This is a genomic window from Chryseobacterium sp. SG20098 (genome assembly GCF_031844745.1).
In the GTDB taxonomy this organism is placed as follows: domain Bacteria; phylum Bacteroidota; class Bacteroidia; order Flavobacteriales; family Weeksellaceae; genus Chryseobacterium; species Chryseobacterium cucumeris.
The window spans coordinates 665,826-689,543 of record NZ_CP134622.1 but is presented as its reverse complement, the minus strand read 5'-3'; the positions used below and the strand labels follow the sequence as shown (position 1 = coordinate 689,543).

Sequence of the window (23,718 nt, the reverse complement as noted above, 5' to 3'; positions counted from 1 at the left end):
TGCTAATCTGTTTCGAAACCATGCTTTTCAGCAAAAGCACTCCACTTCAGGTATTTCTTTTCATTTTTAAAGGCCGGATCTTCACCATAATAATACATCAAACGTTGTGTTGCATATTCGTAGGCACTGTAAGTATTGGCCTGTTCATAATACTTAATGGCTTTCTTCAGATCCGTTTTTACTCCCATACCGTGTTCGTAGATAATACCATAATAAACCCCGGAATAAGATTGATCATAGTCTTTTTTTAAGTATACCAAGAGGTTTTTATAGTCTCTTAACTGGTAATAGATTTCTGAGATTTTATCGTAATTGTAGGTATATTTTTTCTCAGCTTTCTGATAAAAATCCAAAGCTTTACTGTAATCCTGCTTCACGTGTTGTCCAAAATAATACAGATCACCCAGGTTGACAAGTGCCATTTCGTCACCAAGCTCGGCACTCTTTTCATAGGCCTCAATTGCTTTTTTGATATTAAAAGAATACCCTATTCCGTTGTGGTATAAAGCCCCGATATTATTCCAGGCTATAGGATGGTTTCGTTGTGCTGCTTTTTCGTAATATGCAATGCCTCTTTGCGGATCAAATAATGATTCTATTTCAGGGTCGGTAAGCAGTAATCCTATTTCTACCAGGCTATCCATGTCACCCTTTTGGGCAGATAAATCAAAAAGACGAAGTGATTCGTGGTAATTCTGGTTTTCCTTTTCGTCAAAAGCCATTTTTTTAATCGTTCCAACCTCCATGAATTGTTCGGCGTTCTTACCCGTCTGGCTTTTCCAACGGTTATAAAAGGAAGTAAAGTATTCCAGATCTTTTCCCCGGAATGAATACCGGTCCAGATAAACGGCACCATATTCGGAAGCCTCTACCCGGTGAATGCTTTTGTCTTCATGCATGCTCAACATATTTTCACCCTGATACAGAAACAACAAACCTTCTTCTGTTCTGTAATTCAAAGGATTGGAAATATAATCATACAATTGGGCTGACAGACCATTCTCAAAATCGAACAATTGATACCCTTCATTTTTTTGAACCGATAAAAATCCATTTTCCAGATAGTGAATCTGCTTAATTTCCGGTTGGGGAGTGATTAACCAATTTCCATTACCTGCATCAAAAAGTCCTGATCCTGCATTGGTTTCCAGGATAAAGATATTTTTATATCCGGCATTGGACTGTGCTTTTATTTTACTAACAGATTCATTTTCCAGCAGAAACTGATGTTTTAAAGCATGATAAACCTTCCAGCTTTTGTCTTTACGAACAGCAAGAGTTTCATAATTATCAATTAAGATCATCTGATCTGCTTCGTCTATAATGAGGCGGCCTCTTTCATCAATCAATCTGCCCTTCTTGTCAAATTTGTTCGGTTTGATCCAGAAACAGGTACTTGCTTTTGAGATGCTGCCTTCTAAAAAGTCTCCGAGATAGTTTCCTTCTTTTGTATAATATTTTCGTTTTCCGGTACCTTTTTGTCTGGTGAAAAATAATTCAGGGAAATAATCATATTCATATGGATTTTCGCTTTCAATAGGGATAATCAGTATGTTTTCATCGTTGTAAACTCCGAATTTTCCATCTTTTTCTACCAAAAGAAATCCATAGGCTGCTCTTTCAATGGCATCGTATTCCGCAGGAATCATCCAGGTGTTTGAATAGATTTTTAAAATCCCTGATTTGCCATTCACCTTTACTTCACCTAAAGGTTCCTGTCCAAAATCGAATACGTCAAAAGCATCTTCATATACCGGAGAAACCCATTCTTTTCCATCACTTTGCAGGTAACCGAAAAAAGCCCCTTTTTGAATTACCGATATATTGTAGCAATCATCTGCTTCAAAAATATCATCATAAACTGCCGGAGCTAAAATACCCCCTTTTGCATCTTTGAGGCCAAACTTTCCGTTCTCTTCAAATACAGAAGATGCCGCTTTTTTATAGGCAAGCTCTTCAAAATATCCCAATCCGTAATTAATCCAGTCGGTTTGTAAAATTTCAAGAAATGAGGAATATCCTGTCAGTGAAAACAAGGGATCCAGTAGCGAAAGGTTACGGGCTTTAACAGCCTTTTTATACAGCTTGCTTTTCTGCTGAATTTCTACCAGCCATTCCTTTGCCTGTACCGTATGTTCTTCTTCGTTCATATTGAAAACATCTGTTGCATTCAATACAAAAGTGTCGTAAGGTAAAGCTTCCAGAAACTCGAACATTTTATTAACGGGTTCGTAATAAGCCTTCTTGTAATGCAGCTGATAAGAATCTGCCAGCAGATTAAAAAAATAACGCAACTGAACAATTCCCTGATTTTTATCTGAGAAAAATTCAACGCCTTCCACTTTGATGTCTTCTGCGAACAGAGGATACAGCAGTAATGGAATTTCATAGTTCCACTCGCCAAGATAGGTATCGAATGTCTGATTTAATTTCTGATCGTAGTTGTATAAATAAATCCGGTGAGCCATTCGTCAAATTTTATAATGTCGGAAAGCATTACAGCATTCCCTGTTACCTGAAGTTACCTCCAGAGTAGCTGCATAATTCCAAGATACGCATCAATATTACTTTTACAGCTTCTTCCTCACTCCATTGTATTTGGCTAGTGTTTTTACCCATAGTTTTTTAGTGTTTATTCGAAATAAGAATTTATCGTTGAATCGGGTGTGAAAAAGAAAGCTATAAAAGTTATAAATTATTGTTTATTCGGGAGAGATTTTAACCGTTTTATCTTTATTAGATTTTTAGGTCAAAGATAAAAATAGAGACAGTATAAAAACATCCCTGATATCAGTGGTTTTTAGTTTAGTCTGTTTCATAATATAATGCATCACATCTTCTTACGGCCTATAGGTTTCGGCCTGTTCAAACAGGATCATGTAACAATAAAATGCAGTTAAAACTACTCCGATAAGGCCGGAAATAAGAAATATAAGAAGGTAATACACCACTTTTTTATCTTTCTTTTGTATAAAATTGATAATGAAAGTAATCAGCGTACACAGGAATCCTGCTCCAAAAAATATAATTAAGACAGCAAAAAATAAAGCTCTTTCCAGGTGTAGGTCTGCGGATGAAAGCATAACAGTTTAAATTTACAGGTTAACAATAAGTTCAGCAGGTTTGACTGAAAATAGTAATGATCAAGCCTACCTGAATTGTATGTTTCATATTCATCGTCAATATTAGAGAGAACCGTCAAATACTGCAATCCCGATTATCAGGTATATTTTGTGCTGCCTTACTTTTTTGAGTATTTTCTTCGTAACAAAAACATTTTCAATCTATTTACTCTTTAAAGAGTATTACCTATACATTATTATTGTTAACAAATTTTTAAACAATTATTATCTTAGATCAAGATATTCTAAAGATTTTCTATCTAAATTTGTGATATAAAAAATCAAACACACTATTTATTAATATTAAAAAAAGAAACAATGAGCACACTTACATTAAAAGACGGAACAGAAATTTATTACAAAGATTGGGGGAAAGGACAGCCGGTTTTCTTTCACCACGGATGGCCATTATCGAGTGATGACTGGGATGCCCAAATGTTCTTCTTTCTGGAACAGGGTTATAGAGTAATTGCTCATGACAGAAGAGGACACGGAAGATCTGAACAGACACCTTACGGACATGATATGGATACTTATGCATCTGACGTAGCAGAAATTGTTAAAGCTTTGGATTTGAAGGATGTAATCCACGTAGGACATTCTACAGGCGGTGGTGAAGTAATCCGATATGTAGCAAAGCATGGTAACGGAAGAGTGGCAAAAGCCGTTCTGGTAAGTGCAGTGACACCTATTATGGTTCAGAATGAGAATAACCCGAATGGAGTTCCTATTTCCGTTTTTGATGATATCCGAAACAATACCGCAAAACACAGACAGCAATTCTTCATCGATATTACCTTCCCTTTTTATGGGTACAACAGAGAAGGAGCCAAAGTTTCAGAAGGAATCCAGAGAAACTGGTGGAGACAAGGTATGAATGGTTCTATCAAAGCACATTATGACTGTGTGAAAGCATTCTCTGAGACAGATTTCACCGAGGATCTTAAAAGTGTAGATGTTCCTGTATTGGTAATGCACGGTGAAGATGATCAGATTGTACCTTTTGAAACAACAGGTAAGATTGCTGCTACTCTACTTAAAAACGGAAAACTGATTTCTTATCCTGGATTCCCGCACGGAATGCCAACTACAGAGGCTGAAACCATTAACAGAGATCTTCTGGAGTTTTTTAAATCCTAAATTTTTATAGATACCATATCAATTCTGGTAAAAAAATCATTAATAAAAGGCAGACCTGTTGTTATGCAGGTTTGCCTTTAAAATTTAAGGTATCCTGCTTTCTATGATGTAGATTAAAAAAACTTTCACGGATCACTTTTTTTTCGTAATTTTGCACACTATTATTCCTAATGTCTTAGGAGTAGCCAAAACAGATATTGATAACAAAAACAATAAAAAAGCAAAACAATGCCAAAATTAAAAACGAAATCAGGTGCTAAGAAACGTTTTGCTCTTACCGGAACAGGTAAGATCAAAAGAAAAAACGCTTACAAAAGCCACATCTTAACTAAGAAAGAAACTAAGCAGAAGAGAAATCTTACGTCTACTTCTTACGTAGCTAAAGTGGATGAGAAAAGCGTTCAACGTCAATTAGCAATTAAGTAGTTTTTATAAATCTATATTCGGTTTATAAGAATTCAAACAAATTCACAATTTTAACCCTGAAACGGTGCAAATAAGAGCAATAACACTGCCGCCCTTTTCAAAAAAACAATTTAAATTATGCCAAGATCAGTAAATGCCGTAGCTTCAAGAGCTCGCAGAAAGAAAATTTTTAAGCACGCTAAAGGTTATTTCGGAAGAAGAAAGAACGTTTGGACTGTAGCTAAAAACGCGGTAGAAAAAGCAATGCAATATGCTTACCGTGGTAGAAAAGAGAAAAAGAGAAATTTCAGAGCACTTTGGATCACTCGTATCAACGCGGGAACTAGAGAGCACGGAATGTCTTACTCTCAATTTATGGGAGCTCTTAAAAAGAACAACATCGAACTTAACAGAAAAGTTTTAGCAGATTTAGCAATGAATCACCCTGAAGCTTTCAAAGCTGTTGTAGATCAAGTAAAATAATGTAGAATAGATTTTGTTATCAATATAAGTCCCGGGTTTTCCCGGGATTTTTTTGTTATATACTTTTCAATTTCTTATATGGTAAATTCCATTCTAATTGCTATAACAACAGTAAACTTTATGAGTTAGAATTCACAAAAGATGAATTTATCATTAAACATATTCAAGAATAAAGAAAAATTTACCTAAATTTTATTTATTTAGCGAATTTTAACCTAACACAATAATAAATTTAATAAAAAGATAAATTATTATTGATAAATCAAACAAATCAACACTATTCCAGTTAATAATCAACAATAAATGATGATTTATTGCTATATTAGCAATCTCTAAAGAAAGTATCAAAAATGAAAAAAGTTGCAGCTTTTTTGCTCACATCCATTGCACTGCAGAATATAAGTGCACAAAGTTTTATTCAAGCTTATAAGGACAGAGCAGATATGGTTACCCAAACCAATATTAGTACAAACCTTCAGGAATTTGCAGGTTTTGGAATTAAAAAAACTGGCACAACAGCCAATAACAATGCTTTTGACTGGCTTAAAAACAAATATCTGTCCTACGGATATACAGCAACTAACATGTCCGAAGATTCTTTTACTTACGGAAGCAACACTTCAAAAAATTTAATTATTACCAAAACGGGAACAGTCTACCCTAACAAATATGTTATTATCTGTGGACATTATGATACAATTGTAGGCCCTGGAGTAAGTGACAACGGAAGCGGAACTTCCATTATTCTTGAAGCAGCAAGAATATTGAAAAATGTTCCAACAGAATACTCTATCAAGTTTATTCATTTTTCCGGGGAAGAACAGGGGCTTGTGGGAAGTAACCATTATGTAAATAATGTAGCTTATCAGAATGGCAGTCAGGTTTTGGATATAAAACTGGTTTTAAATATTGACCAGGTAGGTGGGCTTATTGGAAATAATAACAATACGATTACCTGCGAAAGAGATACTGGTGGAGTGTCTTCCAACAATGCAGCCTCTACTGCTGTAACACAGGAACTGATGAACTGTACTACCCTTTACTCTCCTCTTCAGACGAATCTTTCGTATGCTTACAGCTCCGATTATATGCCTTTTGAGGCGAAAGGATACACCATTACCGGGTTCTACGAATATCTGAGAAGTGAAAACGAACATACGGTAAGTGATACTTTTGCCAACCTGGATCCTGTATATGTCTTCAATGTAGGAAAAGCAGCTGTGGGAGCTTTACAGCACTTTGCCGTTGCCTCTACAACCAGCAATCTTTTAAGCACTAAAGATACAGCACAACACTCAACAGAAGCCATCAGGTTTTATCCTAATCCGGCTAAAGATCTTGTGACTGTGGAATTTCAGGAAAAAGTAAAACAATTCAAAGTTGAAGTCAACGACATGTCAGGAAATACTGTGTTATCGCTTGAAAACCAGGACAAAATAAATACTTCAGGATTAACAAACGGAGTCTACACCTTTACCATTAAAACCGATAAAGGAAATACTACAAAAAAAATAATCATTAATAAATAATGTCAGGTGGAATATTCTGAATCTGTTTTACATTTAGGAATATTCAGCATTACTTTCATAGAATGAAGAAAATCACTACTTTTTTATTGGCTTCTGTTGCTTTTCAAAGTATTGGAGCCCAAAGTTTTATTCAGGCTTACCAAGACAGGGCGGATATGGTAACCCAAACCAATATTACCACTTACCTTCAGGAATTTGCTAATTTAGGTGTAAAGACTACAGGCTCAGCAGCTAATGCCAATGCGCTGACATGGCTCAAAAACAAATATCTTTCTTACGGATATACAGCCAGCCAGATAGCAGAAGATCCTTTCACTGCAGGAAGTTATAATTCTAAAAACCTGGTTATTACCAAAACAGGTACGGTATATCCCAATAAATATGTAATCATCTGCGGACATTTCGACAGTATTACCGGCCTGGGAATCAATGATAACGGAAGCGGAACGTCTATCATTCTTGAAGCAGCAAGGATTCTGAAAGATGTTCCGACTGAATATTCTATAAAATTCATTCATTTTTCCGGGGAAGAGCAAGGACTTCTGGGAAGTAAGCATTATGTCAACAATGTGGCTTACCAAAGTGGTGTTCGTGTCCTGGATATTAAACTTGTTTTTAATCTGGATCAGGTAGGCGGTGTGATGGGAAATAACAACAATACTGTTTACTGTGATGAAGATCAAGGCGGACTTTCTTCCAATAATGCAGCTTGGGCTGCTGTAACTCAGGAACTGAGAAACTGCACAGCACTCTACTCTCCTCTTCTGACTGCTGTAGATCCCGCTGCTGATACGGATTACATCCCTTTTGAACAGAAAGGCGAAGTGATTACAGGTTTCTTTGAAAGAATAAGAAGCACCTATCCGCATACAGTGAATGATACTTTTGCCAATACAGATCCTGTATACATTTACAAGATAGGAAAAGCGTCTGTGGGAGCACTGCAGCATTTCGCCGTTGCTACCGGAACATTGGGAACGCATGAAACCGCTGTAAAAAACACACTGGAAAGTGTAAAAATCTATCCAAATCCTGCCAAAGATGTCATCAATATTGAACTTCCGGATTCCAGGGTTAAAAACTTCACTTTTGAAATCACTGATTTCCAAGGACGTTCTATTTTCAAGAGAAACAATGAAACCAAAATTAACGCGTCCTCACTTGAAAACGGAGCTTATATCGGAATTTTAAAAATTGGGGATCAAAAGGTTGTCAGAAAAGTGATGATTGAAAGATAATACAATATGCAAGCCTCTATTTGTAAATAAAACCTTTGAATAGTTTCAAAGGTTTTTATTTTTATACCAGATCCACATTACAGTATTTACAAAACATTCGCAATAATCAATATGATATTCATAGTAAATATTCTTTTATTTTAAAATATTAAACACTTTATTGTGATTTATTTACTACATTCGTGTTACCAAAATAATATTATTTATATGAAAAAAATCACAACACTTTTATGCTCTGCATTGATGATGCAGAGTGTTGCGGCTCAAACTTTTATTCAGGCTTACAAAGACAGAGCTGACCTGGTAACACAAACCAACATCACCAACAATCTCCAGGAATTCAGTAATTTAGGTGTAAAAACCACAGGTTCAGTAGCGAATACGAATACCCTGAACTGGATTAAAAACAAGTATCTTTCTTACGGCTATACTGCGAGCCAGATAGAAGAAAGTCCTTTTACCTTTGGAAGTACCAGTTCCAAAAATTTAATCATCACCAAAACAGGAACGCTGTATCCTAACAAGTATGTCATTATATGTGGGCATTTCGATACCATTTATGGCCCTGGAGTGAATGATAACGGCAGCGGAACGTCTATTATTCTTGAAGCAGCAAGGATTCTGAAAAACGTTCCTACTGAATATTCTATAAAGTTCATCCATTTTTCAGGTGAAGAACAGGGATTAAAAGGAAGCAGCCATTATGTGAACAACGTAGTATATCAGGGAGGTGTCCGCAAATTGGATATCAAACTGGTCTTCAATCTGGATCAGGTAGGCGGAGTGAAAGGAAATAACAATACAACCGTATATTGTGATGAAGACCAGGGAGGTGTTTCCAGTAACAATGCAGCTTCTGCTGCTGTCACTCAACAACTAAGAAATTGTACAGCACTCTACTCTCCTCTTCTGACTGCTGTAGATCCGGCAGCTGATACGGATTATATTCCTTTCGAACAGAAAGGTGAAGTGATTACCGGATTTTTTGAAAGGATAAGAAGCACTTACCCTCACAGCTCTAAGGATACTTTCACCAATATGGATCCTGTTTATGTATACAAGATCGGAAAAGCAACCGTGGGTGCCTTACAGCATTTTGCAGCAGCATCAACTACCATGAGCAAACCTGCTTCAAAAAATTCACTGGAAGCTGTAAAGATCTACCCTAATCCAGCCAATAATATGATTAATATTGACTTACCGGATTCTAAGGGAGTGGATTTCAGCTTTGAAATCAGCAATTCTTTGGGAAGGTCACTTTTGAAAGTCAATAACGAAAGAAAGGTTAATGTTTCATCTCTTCAGAACGGAGTCTATATTGGAGTTTTGAAAGTGGGCGAAGAAACCCTTGTTAAGAATATTATGATTGAAAGATAAAAAATCAATTCATTGATAATAAAAAAACAGCAGGGGTATTCTATTCCTGCTGTTTTGTTTTAGAAGAGCGTGTTTAAATATTTTTATTTCAAACAGTTATTTTTTAATGCGAGTCCTTTTATTTTAGAAATAATAGCTTGTTCATTAATAAAACCATTTTTGATATCTGCTAATAATTCTTCCAGGGTTATTTTATATACATCCGCTTCATTAAATGACAAAAACCGTATAATTTCTTCTAAGGCTTTATCAAAATCTTTAAGTCCACAATAGGACAGATATTTTATCTGAGATGCTAATTCATTGTGCTTGTCTCTTTGTAATAAATTATCCGCAATATCAATAGCCCATTGATATTCTCCTAGTTTATACCAGCAGTTTGACATGAATAATAGTCTGTAGCTTTCAGATTTTGTAGATAACTTGCTGATATTCTGTAAAATTTCTACAGCGGGCATATATTGCCCGTTATCCATTAAATTCTTAGCTTTCTGTAACCCATCAATCATATCTGAAAGTTTATTTTCTATGATCTTAAAATAACGCTTTTCATTTACCGAAAGAATTCTTGTCTCACAATCAAAAAGCGAGTCAATTTTATTGATCTCTGCCTTTAAGAATCTCTTCAATCTCCTCCATTGAAAATCCTTTGGCTTTCAATAAAATTAAAAAGTGATACAACAGATCTGCAGCTTCATTTTTAAAGAGATCATCATTACTGTCTTTTGCTTCTATAACTAGTTCTACGGCTTCCTCGCCTACTTTTTGAGCCATTTTATTGATTCCTCTCTGATATAATGAGTAAGTATATGAGTCTTCAGCCTTCGTATCTATTCTCTGAGATATTTTTTCTTCCAGTTCATACAGAAATCCTTTAGTACTCTTTTCCCCGAAACAACTAAAACTGCCTGTATGGCAAACCACATTTTTCGGAACGGCTTTAATTAAAATGGTGTCCTGATCGCAGTCGATATCAATACTTTTTACAGTTAAAAAATTACCCGATTCCTCACCTTTTGTCCAGAGTCTGTTTTTGGAACGGCTGAAAAAAGTAACAATTCCTTCTTTTTTTGTTTTCTCAAAAGCTTCCTCATTCATGTAGCCCAACATCAAAACCTGCAGCGTTCTGTTATCCTGAATCACTACTGGAACAAGCCCGTTATCTTTACTAAAATCTATTTTCATCGTACTTCAATTTTTTGAGTTTTTAACTGTTGTTTCAAATCCTGAATTCCTATTTCATTAAAGTGGAAAATACTGGCTGCCAATCCTCCTGTAGCTTTTGTTTCATTAAATACTTTAACAAAATGATCTACAGCACCAGCTCCTCCAGAAGCAATCACGGGAATGGTAATACTATCTGAAACCAGTTTTGTAATGCGAAGATCAAAGCCATTTTTTGTACCATCTCCATCCATTGAAGTTAGCAGAATTTCTCCTGCTCCAAGGGATTCTGCTTGTTTTGCCCATTCCAGTGTAGAAAGTTCAGTAGCTTCTCTTCCTCCTTTGATATGCACCAGATCTTTATCGCCTACTTGCCTTGTATCAATAGCAACCACTATACACTGGCTCCCAAATTCTTTAGCCAGATCAGAGATAAGGGACGGATTTTTAACCGCGGAAGAATTGATACTGATTTTGTCTGCCCCGGCTTCCAAAAGCTTTCTTACATCTTCCACAGACGAAATTCCGCCTCCCACCGTAAACGGAATACTGAGCTCTTTGGCAATTTCTTTTACAAGTTCTACAAAAGTCTTCCTGTTTTCAATAGTTGCCGTAATATCCAGGAAAACAAGCTCATCAGCTCCTTCCTGCTCATATTTTTTGGCAAGTTTTACAGGATCCCCTGCATTTTTAAGATCTTCAAAGTTGACTCCCTTTACAGTTGCTCCATCTTTGATATCCAGACATGGAATAATTCTTTTCTTAAGCATTTTCAATAAAATTTTGAAGTTGTTGTAAACTTATTTTTCCTTCATAAATTGCTTTTCCAATGATTGTTCCCGAACAGCCGACATCCTTCATCTTATAGACATCAGCAATACTTGAAATACCGCCGCTTGCTACCAGCTGAACAGATGTTTTATATAAAATTTCAATATAAAGACCTGTTGAAGGACCTTCCAGCATACCGTCTTTTGCAATATCAGTACAAATAGTGGTCTGTATTCCTTTTTCCTGGTACTGAAGGATGAAATCGATGATATCATTGTCACTTTCTTCGAGCCATCCCGAGGTTTTAATCTTTCTGTTATCACAGTCTGCTCCCAGAATAATTTTCTCACCATACTTTTGAATCATTTCATAGCAGAATTCAGGATTTTGCACTGCAATACTTCCTAAAGTGATCTGTTTTGCACCGGAATTAAAGGCTGTTTCAATATCCTCCTGAGTCTTTAATCCTCCTCCAAAGTCGATATGCAACGAAGTGGCATGAGCAATATTTTCCAGAACCTTCTGATTCACGATATGCTTTGATTTTGCCCCGTCAAGATCTACCAGGTGAAGAAACTGAATACCAAAACTTTCAAACTCTTTGGCCACTTCTACAGGGTCTTCATTGTATATTTTCTTTGTATTGTAATCTCCTTTTGATAAACGGACACATTTACCGTCGATAATATCAATAGCCGGAATTATCTTCATCATTATAAATTTATAAAGTTCTTAACGATCTGATTCCCTACCATTCCCGATTTTTCCGGGTGAAACTGTACTGCATAGAAATTGTCTTTCTGCAATGAAGCACTGAATGGCAGGATATAATCACAAACCGATGTTGTATAGTCTGACAGTTCACAATAATAGCTGTGAACAAAATACACATCACTACTCTTTTCTATTCCTGAAAACAGTGGCGAAGTCTGCCCGGAAACGGTATTCCAGCCCATATGCGGAACAATATCCTTTGCTGGAAACTTTCTGACATTGATATCAAAAATCCCCATTCCTTCGGTATGTCCTTCTTCATTTCCTTTACACATCAGCTGCATTCCAAGACATATTCCTAAAACCGGCTGTATAAGACCAGGAATCAACAGATCAAGCTCTTTTTCCTTCAGCAGTTTCATGGTTGATGAAGCTTCTCCCACGCCCGGAAAGATCACTTTGTCAGCTTTTAAAATCTGTTCGGGATCATCGGTGACCACGGAATCAACATTCAGTCTGTTGAGGGCATTCTGAACGGAATTTACATTTCCTCCGTTGTATTTTATTATAGCGATCATATTTATAAACTTCCTTTTGTAGAAGGTAAACTGTAGTTAGCATCCGATTGGTTCACTGCCATTTTAACGGCTTTTGCAAATGCTTTAAAAATGGATTCAATTTTGTGGTGTTCGTTATCTCCTTCTGCTTTGATATTCAGATTGGACTTTGAAGCATCGGTGAAGGATTTAAAGAAGTGAAAAAACATTTCCGTAGGCATGTCTCCAATTTTTTCTCTTTTAAACGGAGCATCCCATACCAGCCACGGTCTTCCGCCGAAATCGATAGCCACCTGAGAAAGACAGTCATCCATCGGAAGCAGAAAACCATATCGCTCAATACCTTTTTTCTTTCCTAAGGCTTTTAAAATAGCTTCTCCCAGCACAATTCCGGTATCTTCTATCGTGTGGTGTTCATCTACGGCAAGATCACCGTTCACTTTAATCGTAAGATCCATATTTCCGTGTCTGGCAATCTGGTCCAGCATGTGATCAAAAAATTTAAGCCCGGTTGAAATATCTGATTTTCCGTTTCCATCAAGATTGACCGTAATTTCTATGTCTGTTTCATTGGTTTTTCTGGATACTTTAGCCTTTCTCATTCCTGATTTTAAGAACTGATAGATCTCCGACCATTTTAAAGTAGATAGCTCCGCTTCGCTATTTAAGTTTTTGTTAAGATAAATAGCTTTAGTACCTAGATTTTTAGCAAGTTGAACATCGGTATTTCGATCACCAATTACATAGGAATTTTCAAGGTCGTAATTCCCATAAATATATTTTCCGAGCATTCCAACTCCGGGTTTTCTGGTGGGAAGATTTTGGGATTCAAAGCTCCTGTCAATCAAAATATCACTGAAAGTTATCCCTTCATTTTCAAATGCCTGCAACATTTTCTCATGAGGTTTTATGAAATCGTCTTCAGGAAAACTCTCAGTTCCCAATCCATCCTGATTGGTGACCATTACCAATTCATAATCTAATTCATTGACAATTTTTGCAAGATTTTGAAAAACTCCCGGATAAAACTCAAGCTTTTCCAGAGAATCAACCTGAAAATCTGCAGGCGGTTCGATAATAAGCGTTCCGTCGCGGTCTATAAAGAGTACTTTTTTCATTGTTAGATACTTTTTAAAAGATTAATTAATTTTTCATTTTCGGCACGGTTTCCCACATTAATCCTGATACATCCCGGAATGGCCGGATCTCTTCTGCTGGTTAAAACTTCCTCTTCCAGCATTTTTGCATAGACATTATCAACATTTTCCATTCTGATCAGAAAGAAATTGGCATCTGTTGAAAAGACTTCGGAAATACATTGAATTCCTTCAAACTGCTGTTTCAGCCATGTTCTTTCTTCCAGAATACGACTTACGTTCTCCTGAAGTCTGTTTTCTTCCGCCAGAGTCTTTAAAATCAATTCCTGGCTCAAAACATTCACATTATAAGGTGCTTTTACCATATTAATAAGACTGATAATTTCTTCAGATGCATATGCCATACCTACTCTTGCTCCGGCAATTCCCCATGCTTTAGAGAAGGTTTGCAGCACAATCAGGTTAGAATATTTTTCCAACAACTCAAGACTTGATTTTTTACCAGAGAATTCGATATACGCTTCATCTACCACTACAATTCCGCTGAAATTCTGAATATAAAATTCAATATCATCCACACTGTTTCCGGTAGGGTTATTAGGAGAACATAAAAAGAAAATTTTCAGTGAAGAATCATCTACCACCTTTAAGAAATTATCTTTTACGATTTCAAAGTTTTCATCCAGATCCAGTTTCAGAATTTCATTTTCATTGATGGCTGCATAGAAACCGTACATCGCAAAGGACGGATTCATCATCAGAATGGCATCTTTTTTAGGCTCGCAAAAAATTTTAATGATAAGATCTATCAGCTCATCACTTCCGTTTCCTATGGCAATCTGTGAAGGTGCAACTTTTTTAATCCCTGCAAGCTTGCTTTTAAGCTTTTTCTGGGTAGAATCAGGGTAACGATTGCATTCTCCAAAAGGGCTTTCATTCGCATCCAGCATTACCGGAGTATTAAATTCATTGTGATCCCTGAAACTGATGTATGGCTGTAATTGTAATATATTTTCTCTTACGAGTGTCTTGATACTGTTATTTTTCATTGTATTTTATCTAAATCTATTTTAAACCGTTAAGTCCAGGACTTTTATTTTCAAATGGTTTTATGGTTTTGGATTTTTCAACATTTATCATTTTAATCTTATTGATACTGCATTTTTGTGAGCAAACAAACCTTCTGCTTCTGCCATGAGTTCTATGGTTTTTCCCAAATTCTGAAGTCCTTCTTTTGAAAGTTGCTGGAATGTTATTTTCTTCAAAAAGCTATCCAGGGATACTCCGCTGTAGTTTTTTGCATAACCATTGGTAGGAAGCGTGTGGTTGGTTCCACTGGCGTAGTCGCCCGCGCTCTCGCAAGAGTAGTTTCCAAGAAAAACCGAACCTGCATTCTCAATCAGCGGAATGTATTTTTCAAAATCAACGATAGCCAAAATAAGGTGTTCAGGAGCATAAAGGTTGCTGAACTCAAGAGCCTCTTTCAGCGTATTGATCAAAATAAAAGAGCTGTTTTCCAAAGCCTGAGCCGCAAATTCATTTCTCGGCAAGTCTATGATCTGCTGCCCAATAGCCTTAACCGTCTCTTCAAATACTTTAAGATCTGTAGAGATAAAAACCACCTGACTGTCACTGCCGTGTTCTGCCTGTGAAAGAAGATCGGCAGCGCAAAAATCAGGAACAGCCTGCTCATCAGCTATGACAAGAACTTCACTCGGACCGGCTGGCATATCAATGGCAACTCCATACCGTTGTGCATATTCTTTTGCCGCTACCACGAACTGATTTCCAGGACCAAAAATTTTATTAACTGCAGGAATAGTCTCTGTCCCAAAAGTCATCGCTGCAACAGCCTGCGCCCCACCTGTTTTAAAGATTTTCGAAACTCCGCAAAGTTTTGCGGCATACAAAATTGCGGGATTGATATTTCCGTTTTTATCCGGTGGTGTGCAAAGAACAATCTCTTTACAACCTGCAAGATTGGCAGGAACCGCAAGCATCAATACGGTAGAAAATAACGGAGCTGTTCCTCCCGGAATATAAATCCCTACTTTTTCTACTGCACGATTTTCACGCCAGCAAACCACTCCTTTCACTGTCTCAACTTTCTGAATTTCCTGCTTTTGAGAAGCGTGAAATTTAGAAATATTTTCTTTAGCCTGTTGGATAGCCTGTTTCAGTTCATTACTAATCTGTTTTTCTGCGTTTTCAATTTCTTCTTCGGTCACAGAAATGCTTTGAGTGTCTGCTTTATCAAATTTTTTATTGAATTCTCTTAAAGCTTTATCTCCGTTTTTTTCAACTTCTGCAAAAATGTCTGTGATAAGTCCTGAGATTTCTTTCTGTTCCAAAACAGGACGTTTTACTAAGTCTTTCCAGCTGTCTTTTATGGGATATCTATATATTTTCATTGTATTATTTTTAATTGTTTTTTACGCAAAGGCGCAAAGTTTTTAATTCATATATCTTTTTTAAGACGCAAGAAAATCTTAGATTTTCAGCAAGTATGTGAGTATTAAATAGTATTCAATTTTATCGCAGATAAAATCTTTGCGTCTTAAAACAGTCCTAATTTTTATTCTATTGCGTCTTTGCGTCGGCCAACATTAACCATTCTTATTTTTTTAAATAACCATTTTATCAATTGGAATGATTAAGATATCCTGAGCACCATTTTCTTTCAGTTCATCAATCACTTCCCAGAAACGCTCTTCATCAATCACAGAATGAATACTGCTCCAGCCTTCTTCTGCAAGCGGAATCACCGTAGGACTTTTCAATACGGGAAGAACGCCGGCAACTTTCTGTATTTTTTCGTTGGGAACATTCAACAGAATGTATTTTGAATTTTTTGCTTTTAAAACTGCTTTGATTCTGAATACAAATTTTTCAAGAATGGCTTCTTTTTCAGCTGATAATTGAGGCGTTTGAGCCAAAACTGCCTCCGATTTCAGCAAAGTAACCGTTTCTCTTAATCCGTTTTTGAATAAGGTGCTTCCTGAGCTTACAATATCGCATATTCCGTCTGCCAGACCGATATTAGGTGCTATTTCTACAGAACCGGAAATCACGTGAATATCTGATACAATTCCCTGGTTTTCTAAAAAGTTTTTCAGAGTGTTAGGATAAGAGGTAGCAATTTTTTTACCCTGGAAATAAGAGATTTCATCGCTTTCTACTTCTTTGGGAACAGCTAATGAAACACGGCATTTTGAAAAGCCAAGTTGCTGGATCGTTTTAATGTTTTTACCTTTTTCAACCAGAAGATTTTCGCCAAGAATGGCTACATCCACCACTCCGTCTTCGAGGTATTGCGGGATGTCTGAGTTCCGGAGATACATGATTTCCATCGGAAAGTTATCTACTGAAACTTTGAGTTGGTCTTTACCGTTGTTGACGAAGATTCCGCAGTCTTTGAGAAGCTGAAGAGATTCTTCGTAAAGCCGGCCGCTTTTTTGGATTGCAATTTTTAATTTACTCATTTTGCCTTTTTTGGGTCCGAGCAAATAAAAACTGATCTGTTGAAATTTCTGATGAGAATTCAGGAAACAAAAAAACCGTCTATTTACTCAGACGGTTTTAATTATTTTTGATTTTAGCACATACTTATATCAATCAATTCCGTCTAGCAGAGATGATGATGATAATGATGTAATGCTGAAAATGTTGGTTTCATTGTATTGAATTATGATGCAAATGTAGGATTTATTTTTAAAATGCAAAGTTTTTTCAAATAATTTTTTGATAAAAACTCATCAACTCTTTTGCAATGGATTCGTCATTAAACTTCTGAACAAACTCGAAACCCTTTTCCTCACGGCGTTTTCGCTCGGATTCATTTTCCCAGAGAAATTTTAATTTGGCTCGGATATCAAGATCGTTCTCAGGATTCACATACACAGAGTCTTTTCCACCTGCTTCAGGCAGACAACTGGTATTGCTGGTAACAACAACAGTTTTCGAGAAAAGTGCCTCAATGACAGGGATTCCAAAGCCTTCAAAGAAGCTAGGATAAACAAAAATATCTGCCAGTTTATAGAGACAGGCCAGCTCATCCATAGAAACGCCTTCAAGGAAAAGCACCTGTTTTTCCATTTTGTTTCTTTTCAGAAAGCGTTCTATTTTCTGATAGTATCCGGTTTTTCGTCCCACCACAACCAATGGAATTTCTGTACCGCTGATCGCTTTTACAACATTCAAAAGGTTTTTACGGTCTTCGATAGTGCCTACATTCAGTACAAATCTTTCGGGAAGCTTAAATTTTTCTTTGACAGCCTTCATTAATTCCGGAGACTGCTGTTCTTTAAAAGCATGATGACATCCCTGATAAATAACTTCAATCTTAGTCTCAGGAACTTTTAAATACTGAATAATATCTTTTTTGGTCTGTTCTGAAATCGCAATGATTTTGTCAGCCGTATCAGCGGCTTTTTTGAATTTCCAGAAATGAATTTTCCTGTCAAAAAAAGAATAATACTGCGGATATCTTACAAAAATCAGATCATGGATGGTAACCACCTTTTTAATAGGCTTTGGATCCCATTTGAGTGGAAGTTCGCCTGATAATCCATGAAAAATATCTGCGCCCTGCTTCTGGGCATCTTTACCCATTTTCAGCTGACGTGAAAAGTTTCCTTTTGAGGTTTCAATAAAGTGAACATTCGGGCGTTCCAGAATATCTTTCCCTCTCTCGGACTTATTTTTGTTCAATAACAGATATTCATTCTCCGGTTCATATTCGGAAAGGATTCTTACAAGATCTCTCGAATAGTTTCCCAGGCCGGATGTATTGTGGAAAAACCGTTTGGCATCAAAGGCAATCTTCATCGTTGGATCTGTTTTTGAAATTCCTGAAATGTTCCGAATGTATGTCCTTTTTCTTTCAACCATCCTACAAACGAGTCAAATCTTTCCACCATATCTTTTCCTGAGTTTTTTACCGTAAATCCAGGAAGTTTAAAGGTATCATCTTTAATTTCTGCAAATTCCCAAGGATGGAAATAAATATTCAGATAATTATCCTTTTTCAAGGTGTCCGAAGCCAGTTTTTTGTAGAAAAACAAAGGGAAATTGTGAAAGCTTAGCCAAAACAAAGGAATTCTGAAGTTAGGAGAAACCGAAGCCGGAATCTGCGTTACATTTCCTTCTTTGAAATACGTTCTTGATACTTTTAAATTATTATATCTTCCCGGCAAAAATGTAGGGTTGATGGAGGAATTGTATGCATATCCTGCTTCTTCCACTGCTTTTTCATCTACCGGCATCATTCTCGGCATTCTTAATCCGGTCACTTTTGTGGAAAATAATTCTTCCAGTTTCTCTCTAGATTCCTTCAGGTGCTTGTCTTCAAATTCCGAATGAAACCAGGTGTGAGAAGCCAGTTCATGCCCCTCATTCAATAACCTTTCGATAAGGTGTTTGCTATTTTCTGCAAAAACTACTGTGGAAAAAAAAGTAGCTTTAGCATTATGTTTTTTAAGAATATCGAGAATTCTCTCTAATCCTGTCTGTGAAATTGAAATCTGCTTTTCAAAGGGAATTTCACCCTTATATTCTAATGGCATATCAAATTCTTCAATGTCAAAACTCAATAAAACCATTCTAAAAATTTTTGTTTTTAATAATATAATTTGGTCTGTCTTTCACCTGTTTGAATATTTTACCTAAATAAATTCCCATGATTCCGAGGATGATCAACTGAAGTCCTCCAAAGAAAACAATGGTCATAATCAAAGATGCCCAACCGGAAATCTCTGTTTTGGCAATAAATGAATGAATTACGTAGGCTCCATATCCGATTACTGAAAGCGCTGAGAATAAAAAGCCCAGATATGCTGCCAGATAAAGGGGTTTTACACTGAAAGCAGTGATTCCCGTAAAGGCAAAAGTAAACATCTTTTTAAGATTGTAACTGCTTTTCCCTGATAGTCTTTCTGCTGCAGTAAAGTCGATTCCTGTTTGCTTGAAACCCATCCAACTTGTTAATCCTCTAAGGAAGAGATCGTCTTCATTAAAGTTTCTCATGACTTCAACAGCACTCGCATCCAACAATCTGAAATCTGAGCCTCCGCCTTTTGTTAAGTTAACATCTGATAAACTTGATAAAAGCTTGTAAAATAGGTCTGATGTTTTTCTTTTAAAAAATGAAATCTCTTTGGGATAAGTTCTAAAGGTAAAAACGACGTCATAACCTTCTTCCCATTTCTGAATCATTTCAGGAATAAGAGCCGGAGGATGCTGAAGATCCCCATCCATAGAAATGACTGCATTTCCGTGGGCATTGTCCATACCTGCCTTTACAGCGGGCTGGTGTCCAAAATTACGGGAAAATTCGATAAATTTTACTTCATCATACTGACTGGAAAGTTCTTCTAATTTTTGTTGAGTATTGTCCCTGCTGCCATCATTCACAAATATGATTTCAAAGTCATAATTGTTCAAACCATCAAAAACTTCTTTAATTTTCTGATGGATCATGGCCACGTTTCCTTCTTCGTTATAAGCGGGAATTACAATTGAAATTTTCTTCATATGTATTAATTCAGGCTGTAATTTGTCTCAAAATCTTTAGTCAGAAGTTCATAAGTCACTCTCAACCAGATTACAATACAAGGTACGGCTTTTAACGAATATTTGATAATATAATTCTCTTTTACAAATTTCGGGAAAAGATCCGAAGTTGAGAAACAGGTAAAAATAATAACAAAAACCAACAATCCAATGATCAATGGTGTTCTTTCTTTCTGAAGGAAAAACCAGATCAGTACTCCTACCACCGCAATAATATACGTAGGAGATTCTGAACTTGAACTGAATAATACCAAAAATAGTAATGTTGAAGCCAGAATCATCAATTGAAAAGCATAATGCTTATATTGCTTTATTCTGATGTAAGGTAAAGCAAAGAGAGGCAATCCGCCTGCTAAAAACACAAGGTTTGAAATGGATGCATCTCCTAAAATTCTTCTCACAAAGCCCATTAAAGAGATATCCTGCATATTTCCAAGAACCTGATTTTCGCTATTCTTTTCTACAATAGACTGAAACCAGTCCGAGTAACACTGAATGACAAACTGCGGACTTGAATAGGCCATCGGAAGTACGAAAAATAATATAGCAATGCCAATTCCTGAAAGTATAAATTTAGTTTTGCTTTTAATAAAGAAAAACTGAGTTAATCCTACAATTCCGTAGATTTTTACAAATATTCCTATTAAAATTGCAGTTACGGATTTTACTTCTTTTCTTTCGTAAATATACACTGCAGACAACAACAAAAGACCGGTCAGCGCCACATTGAACTGCAGACTTAAAGCTGCTGTGATGTATTCCTGAAGGCAAAGCAATCCGAAAATGGCTTTCTTACTGTCTGAAAAAGGCAGTTTATAAATTCCGTAGATAAAGATGAAAGTATTGGCAATATTCCAAAGTGAGATTCCCAGCCAATCCGGCATCATGGCAAACGGCGCAATCAAAGCACTGAAAAATACACCATAATGGTTCAGATCAAAATAGAGATCGGGATAATGGATAAATAAGTTTTTCTGATGAATGGTATTAAAGAATACGTTTTTAAAAATCAGATAGTTATTGATCGCATAATCTCCTCTTAGATATTTGGAAATTGCAGTAACAACGGATATAATAAGATAAACCCCAAATATATATTTAGGGTTTAATAGTATTTTAAGAAATTTTTCTTTCAAGATTGTGGTATTAGATTAAAATATTAATCTTAAACGGCTACATTATTCTCTCTCAATGCATCATTCAGAGATGTTTTCTTGTCTGTAGATTCTTTTCTCTGACCGATGATCAGTGCACATGGAACCTGATATTCTCCTGCAGGATACTGTTTTGTATAGCTTCCAGGGATTACTACTGAACGTGCAGGAACTCTTCCTTTGATTTCAATAGGTGTATCTCCAGTAACATCGATAATTTTTGTAGAAGCAGTCAATACCACGTTAGCACCCAGTACAGCTTCTTTTTCTACGTGAACTCCTTCTACAACGATACATCTTGAACCGATAAAGCAGTCATCTTCAATGATTACGGGAGCAGCTTGTAATGGTTCCAATACCCCACCGATACCAACGCCACCGCTCAAGTGAACGTTTTTACCAATCTGTGCACAACTTCCTACTGTTGCCCAGGTATCTACCATTGTTCCGGAATCTACATAAGCACCAATGTTAACGTAAGATGGCATCATAATAACTCCTGGAGCAATGTAAGCTCCTTCTCTCGCTACTGCATGTGGAACAACTCTCACCCCTTTTTCAGCATAACCTTTCTTCAAAGGCATTTTGTCATGAAATTCAAACGGGCCTACTTCAATAGTTTCCATTTTCTGGATCGGAAAATACATTACTACAGCTTTTTTCACCCATTCATTTACCTGCCATCCGTTTTCTGTAGGTTCTGCAGTACGAAGTTCCCCTTTATCAACTAAAGAAATGACTTCTCTGATCGCCTTCTGGCTGTCTTCATTCTGCAATAATTCTCTGTTGTCCCAGATATTTTCAATAGTTTGTTGTAACGACATGTTTCTTATTTAAAATTATACCGCCCAAAGATACAAAAAAGTTCAGCAAAACAGGTTGTAACATCATGCATTTAATAAAGACTCAACATGCGCCTCACCTTCTTTTTGTAGGCGATGTAAATTTCTCCATGTTCTTTTAAGAGATACTCTTCTTCAAGCCTGATCTGGATCTGCATCAACATACTTCCCGTCAGTAGAAGAGCAAAAGTAATTACGGTAGGGAAAGCAAGGAAAAATCCAATAAGGCTTATGGTCATTCCCAGAAATATAGGATTTCTTGAAAACCTGAATAATCCGTGAGTTATCAGTTCTGTTTTTGCTGAGTTATCAATTCCAATCCTCCATGAGTTTTTCATTTGTAACTGGGCAATAACAACCCAAATCAATGCCATCATCATTAAACCCAACCCTGTGTATTGAATGAGATCATATTCCAGCACATTGATTTTAAAAGCAAGGAAAATGTCTTTCGGAAAAAATAAAAGAAGTATTGTATAGATAAACAAAGCAAATAAAACCAGCTTAAAATACAATCCCACAAGTCCATATGCAGAATCATCTTTGGGAAGAACATTAGGATTTTTGCCAATCTGTCTGGCTACTTTATAACTAATTCCAACAAAGGAAATGATAAAGAAGAGTATGAAATATAAAGGAATAAAGAATCTGATGAAATCTGCCATATGATAATAGTTTTGGACAAATTTCATAGGTTTTGGGATGCAATGCTATTGCAATGAAAAGAATATTATTGATTTGCAGAAATGCGCAATTGTAAAACCTGGCAATTCCCCTCCACCGGAGGGGTGGCAAAAATTCAGAGAATTTTTGACGGGGTGGTTAAAGAAGAAGATTATGTAAGTTTTGGCTAAAGCCCATTTCTATTGATAGAATATTTACAACACTCTTTGAGCATGAAGATAGGCCTTATTCCAGTATTTTTCATTCAGGGATGAAATGATTACGCCTTTTGAGGTAGAAGCATGAATGAATTTCACTTCTCCATCAGGGCCAATATCATGAACAATTCCCACATGGGATACTCTGCTTCCTCCGGCTGTCGCAAAAAACAACAGATCACCCGGTTTTACGTCTTTGATATCAATATTCTTTCCGGCATCGGCCTGATCAGAAGATCTTCTGGGAAGATTAAAATTATTTTCTTCAAATACTTTTACCGTAAATCCCGAACAGTCAAATCCTGAAGAAGTATTTCCTCCAAATTTATATGGTGTTCCGATATACTTTTCTGCATCTTTCAAAATATCATTGATGGACCTGGAAACACTGCCATTAAATTTTGAATCCAGTTTTCTGAGATTTTCAGCCTTCGCTACGGCTTTTGTATTTGACTTTTTGCTCGCAGAAGCACTTTTCGAGGATCCACAGGAAACCATAAAAACAGCAGCTGCCAGGGTAACCACCAACTGCTTTACTTTTATTTTTTGTTGAAATAATTCCGCTCCCATATTCTTCTGATTTATAATTAATTAACAAAATTTACCACAAATATACATTTTATAATTTAATTGTAGTATAACTATACTACAACTATATTATAAATATATGTTAA

24 protein-coding genes are annotated in these 23,718 nt (G+C 36.3%); 6 read left to right on the top strand and 18 right to left on the bottom strand.

The window, feature by feature from the left end; all coding sequences use genetic code 11:
• Window positions 1-2: 2 nt before the first annotated feature.
• Window positions 3-2,468 (bottom strand): tetratricopeptide repeat protein, encoded by a 2,466-nt coding sequence (locus RHP76_RS03060; RefSeq protein WP_311229455.1) that lies wholly within the window; start codon window positions 2,466-2,468, stop codon window positions 3-5.
• 372 nt (window positions 2,469-2,840) lie between these two features.
• A complete protein-coding gene (locus tag RHP76_RS03055) occupies window positions 2,841-3,083 on the bottom strand; it encodes a hypothetical protein (protein ID WP_062669754.1) in 243 nt (80 codons plus the stop codon).
• Window positions 3,084-3,440: 357 nt separating this feature from the next.
• Between RHP76_RS03055 and RHP76_RS03050 the strand changes: the two genes are divergently transcribed.
• The 6 genes from RHP76_RS03050 (at window position 3,441) to RHP76_RS03025 (ending at window position 9,294) form a co-directional block, all read left to right on the top strand.
• Complete coding sequence (locus tag RHP76_RS03050) at window positions 3,441-4,262, top strand: alpha/beta fold hydrolase (protein WP_311229454.1); 822 nt, start codon at window positions 3,441-3,443, stop codon at window positions 4,260-4,262.
• Window positions 4,263-4,490: 228 nt separating this feature from the next.
• Window positions 4,491-4,688: a 50S ribosomal protein L35 gene (gene rpmI / locus RHP76_RS03045; protein ID WP_034694453.1), complete on the top strand. Its 198-nt coding sequence runs from the start codon at window positions 4,491-4,493 to the stop codon at window positions 4,686-4,688.
• Window positions 4,689-4,805: 117 nt separating this feature from the next.
• Window positions 4,806-5,150, top strand: a complete 345-nt coding sequence (rplT, locus tag RHP76_RS03040) for a 50S ribosomal protein L20 (protein ID WP_002979659.1) — start codon at window positions 4,806-4,808, stop codon at window positions 5,148-5,150.
• Between the two features lie 350 nt (window positions 5,151-5,500).
• Entirely contained in the window at window positions 5,501-6,679 is a 1,179-nt protein-coding gene (locus RHP76_RS03035) for a M28 family peptidase (RefSeq protein WP_062669758.1), read from the top strand.
• Between the two features lie 62 nt (window positions 6,680-6,741).
• Window positions 6,742-7,917 carry a M28 family peptidase gene (locus RHP76_RS03030; protein ID WP_311229453.1) on the top strand — a complete coding sequence of 392 codons (1,176 nt, stop codon included), beginning with the start codon at window positions 6,742-6,744 and terminating at the stop codon, window positions 7,915-7,917.
• Between the two features lie 207 nt (window positions 7,918-8,124).
• The gene (locus RHP76_RS03025; protein WP_062669762.1) at window positions 8,125-9,294 is read left to right on the top strand and encodes a M20/M25/M40 family metallo-hydrolase; all 1,170 of its coding nucleotides are present in this window, start codon (window positions 8,125-8,127) and stop codon (window positions 9,292-9,294) included.
• A gap of 83 nt (window positions 9,295-9,377) precedes the next feature.
• Here RHP76_RS03025 and RHP76_RS03020 read toward each other — a convergent pair whose 3' ends face one another.
• The 16 genes from RHP76_RS03020 to RHP76_RS02945 form a co-directional block, all read right to left on the bottom strand.
• Window positions 9,378-9,923 (bottom strand): tetratricopeptide repeat protein, encoded by a 546-nt coding sequence (locus tag RHP76_RS03020; protein ID WP_311229452.1) that lies wholly within the window; start codon window positions 9,921-9,923, stop codon window positions 9,378-9,380.
• A complete protein-coding gene (gene hisIE / locus RHP76_RS03015; RefSeq protein WP_277694753.1) occupies window positions 9,892-10,479 on the bottom strand; it encodes a bifunctional phosphoribosyl-AMP cyclohydrolase/phosphoribosyl-ATP diphosphatase HisIE in 588 nt (195 codons plus the stop codon). The genes RHP76_RS03020 and hisIE overlap by 32 nt, the downstream gene beginning before the upstream one ends.
• Window positions 10,476-11,228, bottom strand: coding sequence for an imidazole glycerol phosphate synthase subunit HisF (gene hisF / locus RHP76_RS03010; RefSeq protein ID WP_311229451.1), 753 nt, complete (start codon window positions 11,226-11,228; stop codon window positions 10,476-10,478). Before hisF ends, hisIE begins: the two co-directional genes overlap by 4 nt.
• A complete protein-coding gene (gene hisA, locus RHP76_RS03005; protein ID WP_311230251.1) occupies window positions 11,221-11,940 on the bottom strand; it encodes a 1-(5-phosphoribosyl)-5-[(5-phosphoribosylamino)methylideneamino]imidazole-4-carboxamide isomerase in 720 nt (239 codons plus the stop codon). The genes hisF and hisA overlap by 8 nt, the downstream gene beginning before the upstream one ends.
• 2 nt (window positions 11,941-11,942) lie before the next feature.
• On the bottom strand, window positions 11,943-12,521 hold the full coding sequence (hisH, locus tag RHP76_RS03000; RefSeq protein ID WP_288444651.1) for an imidazole glycerol phosphate synthase subunit HisH: 579 nt from the start codon (window positions 12,519-12,521) through the stop codon (window positions 11,943-11,945).
• A gap of 2 nt (window positions 12,522-12,523) precedes the next feature.
• A complete protein-coding gene (hisB, locus tag RHP76_RS02995; RefSeq protein WP_120231050.1) occupies window positions 12,524-13,618 on the bottom strand; it encodes a bifunctional histidinol-phosphatase/imidazoleglycerol-phosphate dehydratase HisB in 1,095 nt (364 codons plus the stop codon).
• A 2-nt stretch (window positions 13,619-13,620) separates the two neighbouring features.
• Window positions 13,621-14,646 (bottom strand): histidinol-phosphate transaminase, encoded by a 1,026-nt coding sequence (gene hisC, locus RHP76_RS02990; RefSeq protein ID WP_311229450.1) that lies wholly within the window; start codon window positions 14,644-14,646, stop codon window positions 13,621-13,623.
• 87 nt (window positions 14,647-14,733) lie between these two features.
• Complete coding sequence (hisD, locus tag RHP76_RS02985) at window positions 14,734-16,008, bottom strand: histidinol dehydrogenase (RefSeq protein ID WP_288444653.1); 1,275 nt, start codon at window positions 16,006-16,008, stop codon at window positions 14,734-14,736.
• Window positions 16,009-16,221: 213 nt separating this feature from the next.
• A complete protein-coding gene (gene hisG / locus RHP76_RS02980) occupies window positions 16,222-17,079 on the bottom strand; it encodes an ATP phosphoribosyltransferase (RefSeq protein WP_123278265.1) in 858 nt (285 codons plus the stop codon).
• A gap of 247 nt (window positions 17,080-17,326) precedes the next feature.
• Window positions 17,327-18,424 (bottom strand): glycosyltransferase family 4 protein, encoded by a 1,098-nt coding sequence (locus tag RHP76_RS02975; protein WP_311229449.1) that lies wholly within the window; start codon window positions 18,422-18,424, stop codon window positions 17,327-17,329.
• Entirely contained in the window at window positions 18,421-19,197 is a 777-nt protein-coding gene (locus RHP76_RS02970; protein WP_216444660.1) for a polysaccharide deacetylase family protein, read from the bottom strand. Before RHP76_RS02970 ends, RHP76_RS02975 begins: the two co-directional genes overlap by 4 nt.
• Before the next feature lies 1 nt (window position 19,198).
• A complete protein-coding gene (locus RHP76_RS02965; RefSeq protein ID WP_110008905.1) occupies window positions 19,199-20,128 on the bottom strand; it encodes a glycosyltransferase family 2 protein in 930 nt (309 codons plus the stop codon).
• Window positions 20,129-20,133: 5 nt separating this feature from the next.
• Window positions 20,134-21,303 carry a glycosyltransferase family 87 protein gene (locus RHP76_RS02960; RefSeq protein ID WP_311229448.1) on the bottom strand — a complete coding sequence of 390 codons (1,170 nt, stop codon included), beginning with the start codon at window positions 21,301-21,303 and terminating at the stop codon, window positions 20,134-20,136.
• Between the two features lie 29 nt (window positions 21,304-21,332).
• On the bottom strand, window positions 21,333-22,145 hold the full coding sequence (locus RHP76_RS02955; RefSeq protein WP_062669791.1) for a 2,3,4,5-tetrahydropyridine-2,6-dicarboxylate N-succinyltransferase: 813 nt from the start codon (window positions 22,143-22,145) through the stop codon (window positions 21,333-21,335).
• 71 nt (window positions 22,146-22,216) lie between these two features.
• Window positions 22,217-22,828 (bottom strand): methyltransferase family protein, encoded by a 612-nt coding sequence (locus RHP76_RS02950; protein WP_311229447.1) that lies wholly within the window; start codon window positions 22,826-22,828, stop codon window positions 22,217-22,219.
• 213 nt (window positions 22,829-23,041) lie between these two features.
• Window positions 23,042-23,614 carry a C40 family peptidase gene (locus RHP76_RS02945; protein ID WP_062669794.1) on the bottom strand — a complete coding sequence of 191 codons (573 nt, stop codon included), beginning with the start codon at window positions 23,612-23,614 and terminating at the stop codon, window positions 23,042-23,044.
• Window positions 23,615-23,718 lie beyond the last annotated feature (104 nt).